Genomic DNA, 10,779 nt, shown 5'->3' with positions numbered 1-10,779 from the left:
GAACCCGGAAGCTAAGCCTCACAGCGCCGATGGTACTGCAGGGGGGACCCTGTGGGAGAGTAGGACGCCGCCGAACAATCATTCAGAAAAGCCCCGCCGGGTTCACCCGGCGGGGCTTTTCGCGTTGGTCGGAAATCGGTCGGAATCGGGCGGAAAGCCCCCGGCCGACCCCCGCCGAGTGGCTGCTCCTTCGTCAATATGCCGCTAAAACCGCCTGATCAGTGCACTGATCAGCGGAAAGTCGCCGGTCACGCCGTAGTCTCGAAGGCAGGGGGAACAGGTGTCCGGGGGTGGCTCCCGGGCGGAGCCGGATCAAGAATGGTGCTCATGGGACGAGGCAGGCTGCGCATCTACCTCGGGGCGGCCCCCGGGGTCGGCAAGACGTACGCCATGCTGGCCGAGGCACACCGGCGGCAGGAGCGTGGTACGGACGTCGTGGTGGCGTTCGTGGAGGACCACGGCCGGCGACGGACCGCGGACCTCGTCGCCGGGCTGGAGGTCGTGCTGCGGCAACAGGTGGTGCACCGGGGCGCCCGGTTCTCCGAGATGGACCTGGACGCCGTCCTGGCGCGCCGCCCGCAGGTGGCGCTGGTGGACGAGCTCGCCCACACCAACGTCCCCGGCTGCCGCAACGAGAAGCGCTGGCAGGACGTCGAGGAACTGCTCGCGGCCGGGATCGACGTGATCTCCACCGTGAACGTGCAGCACTTGGAGTCGCTCGGGGACGCCGTCGAGGGCATCACCGGGGTGCGCCAGCGGGAGACCGTCCCGGACGAGGTGGTCCGCCGGGCGGACCAGATCGAGCTGGTGGACATGTCCCCGCAGGCGCTGCGGCGGCGGCTCGCGCACGGCAACGTCTACATGCCGGAGAAGATCGACGCCGCGCTCGCCAACTACTTCCGCCCGGGCAACCTGACCGCGCTGCGCGAGCTGGCGCTGCTGTGGACCGCGGACCGGGTGGACGAGTACCTGCAGAAGTACCGCGCCGAGCAGGGCATCGTCGGCACCTGGCAGGCCCGGGAGCGGATCGTGGTCGGCCTGACCGGTGGACCGGAGGGGGCGACGCTGATCCGCCGGGCGGCCCGGATCGCGGCCCGCGTCTCCGGCGGTGAGCTGCTGGCCGTCCACATCTCCCGCTCGGACGGGCTGGCCGGCTCCGGCTCGCCGCAGACGCTGATCGAACAGCGCGCGCTGGTGGAGAGCCTCGGCGGTTCCTTCCACAACGTCCTGGGCGACGACCCGGCCGAGGGGCTGCTGGACTTCGCCCGCGGGGTCAACGCGACCCAGATCGTGCTCGGCACCAGCCGTCGGCCCGGATGGCAGTACCTGTACGGCCCGGGCGTCGGCACCCTGGTCACCCAGAAGGCCGGGGACATCGACGTCCACATGGTCACCCACGAGCACGCCGGGCACGTGCGCCGCGGCAAGATACCCGTGCGGCGGATCACCGACCTGGGCCGGACCCGGACCATCGCCGGATGGCTGATCGGGCTGGCCGGCCCGCCGCTGCTGGCGATCGTACTGACCACGATCGGCGGGCTGGGGCTGTCCACCGACATGCTGCTGTTCCTGTCGCTGACGGTGTGCGCGGCCCTGGTCGGCGGACTGTTGCCGTCGATCGGCTCGGCCCTGGTCGGCTCCTCGGTGCTGAACTTCTACTTCACCCCGCCGCTGCACACCTTCTCGATCAACGAGCCGCAGAACATCATGGCGGTGGCGATATTCACCGTCGTCGGCTGCTCGGTCGCCTCCGTGGTGGACCTGGCGGCCCGGCGCACCCACCAGGCGGCCCGCGCCCAGGCCGAGGCGCAGACGCTCAGCGCGCTGGCCGGCACGGTGCTGCGCGGCGCCCCGAACGGGGACGGCGTGCTGACCGCGCTGATGGAACAGGCCCGGGAGACCTTCGCACAGGACAGCGCCGCGCTGCTGGAGCGTCCGGAACCGACCGCCGGTTGGGTGGCGGTCGCCACCGCCGGGCCGCGCCCGCCGGAGCGGCCGGAGGTGGCCGACGTGGACGTGCCGGTCGGCGAGAGCCTGGCCCTGGTGCTGCGCGGCCGGGTGCTGCCCGGGGCGGACCGCCGGCTGCTGGGGGCCTTCGCCGCCCAGGCCGCCGTGGTGCTGGAACGCCGCCGACTGGCGAGGGAGGCCGCGGCGGCCCGCCGGGAGGCCGAGGGCAACCGGATCCGCACCGCGCTGCTGGCCGCCGTCTCGCACGACCTGCGCACCCCGCTGGCCGGCATCAAGGCCTCGGTGACCTCACTGCGCTCGGCCGACGTGCAGTGGGACCCGGAGGACGAGGCGGAGCTGCTGGAGGGCATCGAGGCCGGGGCCGACCGGCTCGACCACCTGATCAACAACCTGCTCGACATGAGCCGGCTCCAGACCGGCACCGTCACCCCGCTGATCCAGGAGACCGACCTGGACGAGGTGGTCCCGTACGCGCTCGGCGGCGTGCCGCCCGAGTCGGTCCGCCTGGACGTGCCGGAGACGCTGCCGATGATCCGGGCCGACGGCGGGCTGCTGGAGCGCTCGCTGGCCAACCTGGTCGAGAACGCCGTCAAGTACAGCCCCGAGGGCGTCAAGGTGCTCGTCAAGGCCGACGCCCTCCAGCCACCGGGCCGGCAGGCCCGGGTCGAGCTGCGGATCGTGGACCGCGGCCCGGGCGTGCCCGAGGACGCCAAGGAGCGGATCTTCGCGCCGTTCCAGCGCTACGGCGACGCGCCGCGCGGTGCCGGGGTGGGCCTCGGGCTCGCGGTGGCGCGCGGGTTCGTCGAGGCGATGGACGGTACGGTCACGGCCGAGGACACCCCCGGCGGCGGCCTCACCATGGTCGTCAGCCTGCCCGCCGCCGAGCGGCCGCCCGAACCGGACGAGCCCCCCGGCGAGGGCCGCGACCCGTTCTCGGAGCTCATCACGTGAGGCCCGGCCGGCTCCCGCCCGGCCGACCGGACGGGAGCCGGCTCCTCGGGGGAGGCCCGGCGGCGCACCCCGGCGGCCCGTCGCTCCCGGCGGGCCGCGTCGTACGAACAGCAAGACACAGTCCGTAAGATCCGACAGCCTGAAAGGCGGAGCCCGTAAATGACCCGGGTCCTCGTCGTGGACGACGAACCGCAGATCGTCCGCGCGCTGGTGATCAACCTCAAGGCCCGCAAGTACGAGGTCGACGCGGCCCATGACGGGGCGAGCGCGCTGGAACTCGCCGCCGCCCGCCATCCGGACGTGGTCGTCCTCGACCTGGGCCTGCCCGACATGGACGGCGTCGAGGTGATCCGCGGCCTGCGCGGCTGGACCCGGGTGCCGATCATCGTGCTGTCGGCCCGGCACGCCTCCGACGAGAAGGTCGAGGCCCTGGACGCCGGCGCCGACGACTACGTCACCAAGCCCTTCGGGATGGACGAGCTGCTCGCGCGGATGCGCGCCGCCGTGCGCCGGGCCGAGCCGGTCGCCGGGGAGGACGACTCGCTGGTGGTCACCGAGAGCTTCACCGTCGACCTCGCCGCCAAGAAGGTCAACCGGGACGGCACCGACGTACGCCTCACGCCCACCGAATGGCATCTGCTGGAGGTCCTGGTCCGCAACGCCGGCCGACTGGTCAGCCAGACCCAGCTGCTCCAGGAGGTGTGGGGCCCGGCGTACCGCACCGAGACCAACTACCTGCGGGTCTACCTCGCCCAGCTGCGCCGCAAGCTGGAGCGCGACCCTTCGCACCCGCGCCACTTCATCACCGAACCGGGCATGGGCTACCGCTTCGAGAGCTGACCGGCCGCCGTCCCCACCGGCCCCCGGCGGCTGCGACTCCTGCCGCCGGGGCACCCGAACCCGGTACCCTGCCGACATGAGTGGTGACATCAGCAGTGGCCAGCCGCAGGGGCGGTTCCGCCGCATGCTCAACCGGCTGACCTCCTCGGCCGAGGAACTGGACGCCGAGGACCTGCGCCAGGAGAGCGCGGCCGAGTCGGGCTGCACGCCGATCGCGGGCTGCGCCGACCGCCAGCTGGTCACCGTCGCGGGCACGCTGCGCACGGTGACGCTCCGCCCGCGGGCCGGGGTGCCGGCCCTGGAGGCCGAGCTCTTCGACGGCACCGAGGCACTGGAGGTCGTCTGGCTGGGCCGCCGCTCGATCGCCGGCATAGAGCCGGGCCGCCGGCTCGTCGCCAGCGGTCGGATCAGCCACGCACGCGGGCGCCGCGTGCTGTTCAACCCCCGCTACGAACTGCGTCCGGTCGGACTCGGGAGCGAATGAGCGTGAGCAACCACCCCGGCGGAGACGCCGCCCGGATCGACCTGGACGCCGCCGACGTGGCCGCCTGGCAGGACGCCGCCGCCGCGGAGGCGGTGGACGGACTGTCCCGGTCGATCGAAGGCACCGGCCCGGCCGCCGACCGGCCGCTGGACCCGGCGGCCGCCGAAGCCGCCCGGCAGGCGGCCTCCAAGGAGGCCGCCGACACCGTCCTCCAGGCCTTCGGCGGCGTGCGCGGCATGGTCGACATGACCCTGCCCGGCCTGGTCTTCATCGTCACCTACAACATCACCCACCAGGTCAGCGCCGCCGCCTGGGCCGCGCTCGGCCTGAGCGCCCTGTTCGTGGTGGCCCGGCTGGCCCGGCGGGAGACCATCCAGCACGCCTTCAGCGGCGTGTTCGGCGTCGCCCTCGGCGCCTGGATCGCGATGAAGAGCGGCAAGGCCGAGGACTTCTACCTGCCCGGCCTGCTCTGGAACGTCGGCTACTGCCTCGCCCTGGCGGTCTCCGCACTGGTGCGCTGGCCGATGATCGGGGTGATGCTCGGCCCGATCACCGGTGAGATGTTCACCTGGCGCAAGGAGAACCCCGGCCGGCTCGCCGCCTACACCAAGGCGACCTGGGCCTGGGTGGTGATCATGGGCCTCAAGCCGGTGATCCTCTTCCCGCTGTACCTGACCCACAACGTCAACCTGCTCGGCTGGTTGAAGGTCGCCCTCGGCATCCCGCCGCTGCTGCTGGCGATGTACGTGACCTGGCAGATCCTGCTCAAGGCGCCGCCGCCGATCAAGGCGCAGCTGGACGACGAGGAGGAACCGGCGAAGTAGCGGACCGGCCGCACGGCCGCTCCCGCTCCTCTTCCGGCTCCCGCCGGTCCCGCCGGTACGGCCGAGGGCCCGCACCCCCAGCGACGGGGGTACGGGCCCTCGGCCGTGCGCGTCCGGACCTACTGGGCGCCGGAGGTGGCCGACAGCAGCTGCTCCAGCTCCTCCTCGCGCTCCTGCGCGGCGACGAAGAGCAGCTCGTCGCCGCCCTCCAGGACGTCGTCCTTGCCCGGCACCAGCACCCGGCCCTCGCGGATGATGCTCACCAGCGCGGTGTCCTGCGGCCAGGAGACGTCACCGACCCGGGTGCCGACCAGCTCGGCCTCGCCGGCCAGGGTCAGCTCGACCAGGTTGGCGTTGCCCTGGCTGAAGCGCATCAGGCGGACCAGGTCGCCGACGCTGACCGCCTCCTCGACCAGCGCGGACATCAGACGCGGGGTGGACACGGCCACGTCCACGCCCCAGGACTCGTTGAAGAGCCACTCGTTCTTGGGGTTGTTCACCCGGGCGACCACCCGCGGCACCGCGTACTCGGTCTTGGCGAGCAGCGAGACCACCAGGTTGACCTTGTCGTCACCGGTCGCGGCGATCACCACGTGGCAGCGCTGCAGCGCGGCCTCGTCCAGCGAGGTGATCTCGCAGGCGTCGGCCAGCAGCCACTCCGCCATGGGCACCCGCTCCACCGAGATGGAGTTGGGGTTCTTGTCGATCAGCAGGACCTCGTGACCGTTCTCCAGCAGCTCGCCCGCGATCGAGCGGCCCACGGCACCGGCCCCGGCAATGGCGACCCGCATCAGTGACCCTCCTCCTTCGGCCCCTGCGCGAACGCGGCCTCCACGGCCGTCAGGTCGGCCCGGCGCAGCATCACGTGCACCAGGTCGCCTTCCTGCACCACCATCTGCGGCGAGGGGAGCACCCCCTCGCCGAGCCGGGTGACGAACGACACCCGGGCGCCGGAGACCTCCTCCAGGCTGCTGATCCGCTGGCCGACCCAGGCCGGGTGGTAGGCCACCTCGGCCAGCTGGACGCTGCCGCTCGGGTCGTTCCACAGCGGCTCGGCACCGCTCGGCAGCAGCCGGCGCAGCATCTGGTCGGCGGTCCAGCGGACCGTCGCCACGGTGGGGATGCCCAGGCGCTGGTACACCTCGGCCCGGCGCGGGTCGTAGATCCGGGCCGCGACGTTCTCGACGCCGAAGGTCTCCCGGGCGACCCGGGCGGCGATGATGTTGGAGTTGTCACCGCTGGAGACGGCGGCGAAGGCGCCGGCCTCCTCGATGCCCGCCTCGCGCAGGGTGTCCTGGTCGAAGCCGACCCCGGTGACCCGGCGCCCGTTGAACCCGGCACCGAGCCGACGGAAGGCGGTCGGGTCCTGGTCGACCACGGCGACCGAGTGACCCTGTTTCTCCAGCGTTCTCGCGAGGGCGGAGCCCACGCGGCCGCAGCCCATGATGACGATGTGCACCGGCGCTACCTCACCCGTCCCGAAGGGGTCTTGACCTGCGCAAACACCGTTCATCTCCGTTTCCCGCCCGGGTCTGCCGGGGCGAGGGTCCTCGTGGGGCGTCGGCCGGACCGTGCCCGGACTGTGCTCGACAACCAGAGTGTTGCCCACCGACTCGTATCCGACACGCTAGCCGGTCCACCGAACGCAGTCGCGACGAAGGGGGGGATAAACGGCGCAAGCCCGGCCGGGAAACCCCTACGATTCCTTAACGTGCCTATGCCGACTGACCTTCCGAAACGCCTCCTGATCGGGCGAGCCCTGCGCAGCGACAAACTCGGGGAGACGCTCCTCCCCAAGCGGATCGCGCTGCCCGTCTTCGCCTCGGACGCGCTCTCCTCGGTCGCGTACGCCCCCGAGGAGATCCTGCTCACGCTCTCCGTCGCGGGGGCCTCGGCGATCCACTTCTCCTGGCAGATCGGCGTCGTGGTGGCGATCGTGATGCTCGCCGTCGTCGCCTCGTACCGGCAGAACGTGCACGCCTATCCCAGCGGGGGCGGCGACTACGAGGTCGCCACCGTCAACCACGGCCCGGCCGCCGGACTGGTGGTCGCCGCGGCCCTGATGGTCGACTACGTGCTGACCGTCGCGGTGTCGACCACCTCGGGCGTCGCCAACGTGGTCTCCGCCGTACCGGCGCTGCGCGGACACGAGACGATCGTGTCGGTCATCGTGGTCGTGCTGCTGATGGGCATGAACCTGCGCGGGGTGCGCGAGTCCGGCAGCGCCTTCGCGGTGCCCACGTACGCCTTCATGATCGGTGTGGTCGGCATGGTCGGCTACGGCTTCCTGCGGAACGTCGTGCTCGGCCAGTCCATGCCCGCCGAGAGCGCCGGCTTCCACCTCGCCGCCACCCCGGGCAACGAGTCGCTGACCGGCTTCGCGATGGTGTTCCTGCTGCTGAAGTCCTTCTCCTCCGGCTGCGCCGCGCTCACCGGCGTGGAGGCGATCTCCAACGGCGTGCCGGCCTTCCGCAAGCCGAAGAGCAAGAACGCGGCGACCACGCTGCTGATGATGGCGAGCATCGCCGTGGTGATGTTCATGGGCATCATCTGGCTGGCCCGGCTGACCGGCGTGCAGATGGCCGAGCACCCGTCCGAGCAGTTGGTCGGCGCCGGCTCCGGCTACCACCAGAAGACCGCGCTGGCGCAGATCAGCGAGGCCGTCTTCAGCAACTTCACGCCCGGCTTCTACTTCGTCGCCGCCGTCACCGGACTGATCCTGGTGCTGGCCGCCAACACCGCCTTCAACGGCTTCCCGGTGCTCGGCTCGATCCTCGCCCAGGACCGCTACCTGCCGCGCCAGCTGCACACCCGCGGCGACCGGCTGGCCTTCTCCAACGGCATCATCCTGCTGGCGATCGCCGCGATCCTGCTGATCATCGCCTTCGACGCGGACCCGACCCGGCTGATCCAGCTCTACATCGTCGGCGTCTTCGTCTCCTTCAACATGAGCCAGTCCGGCATGATCCGGCACTGGACCCGGCTGCTGCGCACCGAGACCGACCCGGCGAAGCGGCGCCACATGCAGCGCAGCCGGGCCATCAACGGCTTCGGCCTGGTGATGACCATGGCCGTGCTGATCGTCGTGCTGGTCACCAAGATCGGCCACGCCTGGATCGCGATCGCCGCGATGGTCGTGCTGTTCGTGATGATGAAGGGCATCCGGCGCCACTACGACCGGGTGTCCGAGGAGCTCACCGCCGCCGAGGAGCCGGACGACGCGGTGCCGCCGACCCGGGTCCACGCCATCGTGCTGGTCTCCAAGCTGCACAAGCCGGCGCTGCGCGCCCTCGCCTACGCCCGGCTGGCGCACGCCCACACCCTGGAGGCCGTCACGGTCAACGTCGACCCGGCCGACACGGCGGCGCTGCGGCGGGAGTGGGACGAGCGCGGCATCGAGGTGCCGCTCAAGGTGCTGGACTCGCCGTACCGGGAGATCACCGGCCCGGTCCTGGACTACGTGAAGAACCTGCGGCGCAGCAGCCCGCGCGACGTGGTCGCGGTCTACATCCCCGAGTACGTGGTCGGCCACTGGTACGAGCACCTGCTGCACAACCAGAGCGCGCTGCGGCTGAAGGGGCGGCTGCTGTTCAAGCCCGGGGTGATGGTCACCTCGGTGCCCTGGCAGCTGGAGTCCTCCGAGCGGCGCAGGCCGCAGAAGGCCTGGTCGCCGCCCGGTGCCGTCCGCCGTGGCGAGCCGCGGGCGCCGAAGGCCGTAAAGTCGAAGGATTCCGTCCGTACCGGTGCGAGCGCCGGTGCCACCCCCGACCGCAGCAAGGACTCCTCCCAGTGACGCGCAACACTCCGTCCCGCTCCTCCGGCGCCTCCGGCAAGGGCAAGGGCGCCCGTCGGGGCGGCGGCTCCCAGCCCGGGCAGGTGGCCCGGCCCCGCTGGGGCAAGCCGCACCGCCCGGAGGCCACCGACCGTGAGGGACTGACGGCGCGCACGGCGCCGGTCGTGCCGGGGGAGGCCCCGGTCGAGAAGCCGGTGCCGGCCGAGAAGCCGGCTCGGGGCGACAAGCCGGTGCGGGGGGAGAAGCAGGCTCGGGGCGAGAAGCCGGCGCGCGCGGAGAAGGGCGCCCAGGGTGAGAAGGGTGCCCGGGCCGAGAAGGGCGCTCAGGGCGAGAAGGGCGCGGCGGGAGCGGCCCGGAAGGCGCCGCGCAAGCAGGCGGTGCGGCCGCCGAAGGCGCTGCGGGGCGCGGGAACGCGTCCGGCGCGGCCGGAGACCCCCTCCGGGGAGCCGCTGGCCGGTCAGCGCTACGAGGTCGAGGTCGGTCCGGTCGCGCACGGCGGCGGGCACTGTGTGGCCCGGCACGAGGGGCGGGTGCTCTTCGTCCGGCACGCGCTGCCCGGCGAGAAGGTGGTCGCCCAGGTGACCGAGGGCACCACCACCTCGCGGTTCCTGCGCGCGGACGCGGTGGAGGTGCTGGAGCCCGCCAAGGAGCGGATCGAGGCGCCCTGCCCGTTCGCCGGGCCGGGCAAGTGCGGCGGCTGCGACTGGCAGCACGTCACCCCGGGCGGGCAGCGCAAGCTCAAGGCGGCGGTGCTGACCGAGCAGCTCGCCAAGCTGGCCGGGCTGACCCCGGCCGAGGTCGGCTGGGACGGCAGCGTCGAGCCGGTCGGCGGCAAGCTGCAGGCCGGGCAGGTGCCGGCCTGGCGCACCCGGGTGCAGTACGCGGTGGAGGCGGAGACCGGCAAGGTCGGCCTGCGCAAGCACCGCTCGCACGAGGTGCAGGTGATCGACCGCTGCCTGATCGCCGCCGAGGGCGTCACCGAGCTGGGCATCGAGTCCCGGGACTGGCCGGGCGTGGCGAGCGTCGAGGTGGTCGCGGCGAGCGGCTCCTCGGACCGCCAGGTGGTGCTGACCCCGCGTGACGGCGCCCAGCTGCCGCTGGTCGAGCTCGACAAGCCGGTGTCGATCGCCCGCGTGGACGCCCAGGGCGACCTCCACAAGGTGCACGGGCGCTCGTTCGTGCGCGAGCGGGCGGTCGGGCGGACCTGGCGGGTCAGCAACGGCGGCTTCTGGCAGATCCACCCGGAGGCGCCGGACACCCTGGTCGACGCGGTGCTGGACGGCCTGGACCCGCAGTGGGGCGAGAACGCGCTCGACCTGTACTGCGGGGTCGGCCTGTTCGCCGGCGCGCTGGCCGACCGGGTCGGTGAGGACGGCGCGGTGCTCGGCATCGAGTCCGCCAAGCAGGCCGTGGTCGACGCCCGGCACAACCTGGCCGCGCTGGACAACGTGCGGATCGAGTGCGACCGGGTCGAGACGCTGCTGCCGCGTACCGGCATCACCGCCACCGACCTGATCGTGCTGGACCCGCCGCGGGCGGGCGCGGGGCGCGAGACCGTCGCCCACCTGGTCGGCCTGGAGGCGCGCCGGATCGCGTACGTGGCCTGCGACCCGGCGGCGCTCGCCCGGGACCTGGCGTTCTTCCGCGAGGGCGGCTACCGGCCGGTCTCGCTGCGGGCCTTCGACCTGTTCCCGATGACGCACCACTTCGAGTGCGTGGCGATCCTGGAGCCGGTCGGGGTCTGATTCCGGAGGGCCGGGGCACCGGAGCGGCGGTGCGCCGGTACCGCTGGACCCGCGGATCGGTGGAGCGGCGGAAACGCCGAGGAGGCGGCACCCGTACACCACGGGGTGCCGCCGACACGCGGGGTGCCGCCCCAGCCGCGGGGGGGTGGGCGGGGGGCCGGGGCGGGGGGCGGG

The 10,779-nt window shown here is 72.7% G+C and carries 8 protein-coding genes and 1 rRNA gene; 7 read left to right on the top strand and 2 right to left on the bottom strand.

Going from position 1 to position 10,779, the window contains the following annotated elements:
• The 5 genes from rrf to AB0O91_RS40880 form a co-directional block, all read left to right on the top strand.
• Positions 1–76, top strand: a 5S ribosomal RNA gene (gene rrf, locus AB0O91_RS40900); the annotation flags it as partial.
• Positions 77–327: 251 nt separating this feature from the next.
• A complete protein-coding gene (locus AB0O91_RS40895; RefSeq protein WP_363444570.1) occupies positions 328–2,919 on the top strand; it encodes an ATP-binding protein in 2,592 nt (863 codons plus the stop codon).
• A 159-nt stretch (positions 2,920–3,078) separates the two neighbouring features.
• Positions 3,079–3,759 (top strand): response regulator, encoded by a 681-nt coding sequence (locus AB0O91_RS40890; protein ID WP_033351413.1) that lies wholly within the window; start codon positions 3,079–3,081, stop codon positions 3,757–3,759.
• Between the two features lie 76 nt (positions 3,760–3,835).
• Positions 3,836–4,243 carry an OB-fold nucleic acid binding domain-containing protein gene (locus AB0O91_RS40885; protein WP_363444567.1) on the top strand — a complete coding sequence of 136 codons (408 nt, stop codon included), beginning with the start codon at positions 3,836–3,838 and terminating at the stop codon, positions 4,241–4,243.
• A 2-nt stretch (positions 4,244–4,245) separates the two neighbouring features.
• Entirely contained in the window at positions 4,246–5,067 is an 822-nt protein-coding gene (locus AB0O91_RS40880; RefSeq protein ID WP_363444564.1) for a DUF3159 domain-containing protein, read from the top strand.
• Between the two features lie 119 nt (positions 5,068–5,186).
• On the opposite strand, the gene AB0O91_RS40875 is transcribed toward AB0O91_RS40880, so the two are convergent.
• Positions 5,187–5,858 carry a TrkA family potassium uptake protein gene (locus AB0O91_RS40875; RefSeq protein ID WP_363444561.1) on the bottom strand — a complete coding sequence of 224 codons (672 nt, stop codon included), beginning with the start codon at positions 5,856–5,858 and terminating at the stop codon, positions 5,187–5,189.
• Complete coding sequence (locus AB0O91_RS40870) at positions 5,858–6,526, bottom strand: TrkA family potassium uptake protein (RefSeq protein WP_350510883.1); 669 nt, start codon at positions 6,524–6,526, stop codon at positions 5,858–5,860. The genes AB0O91_RS40875 and AB0O91_RS40870 overlap by 1 nt, the downstream gene beginning before the upstream one ends.
• 252 nt (positions 6,527–6,778) lie before the next feature.
• Between AB0O91_RS40870 and AB0O91_RS40865 the strand changes: the two genes are divergently transcribed.
• Positions 6,779–8,860, top strand: a complete 2,082-nt coding sequence (locus tag AB0O91_RS40865) for an APC family permease (protein WP_363444558.1) — start codon at positions 6,779–6,781, stop codon at positions 8,858–8,860.
• A gap of 395 nt (positions 8,861–9,255) precedes the next feature.
• Positions 9,256–10,605, top strand: coding sequence for a class I SAM-dependent RNA methyltransferase (locus AB0O91_RS40860; protein ID WP_363444573.1), 1,350 nt, complete (start codon positions 9,256–9,258; stop codon positions 10,603–10,605).
• The last annotated feature ends 174 nt before the right edge of the window (positions 10,606–10,779 follow it).

Source organism: Kitasatospora sp. NPDC089797 (assembly GCF_040684795.1).
In the GTDB taxonomy this organism is placed as follows: Bacteria; Actinomycetota; Actinomycetes; order Streptomycetales; family Streptomycetaceae; genus Kitasatospora.
This window is presented reverse-complemented; position numbering and strand designations above follow the sequence as displayed.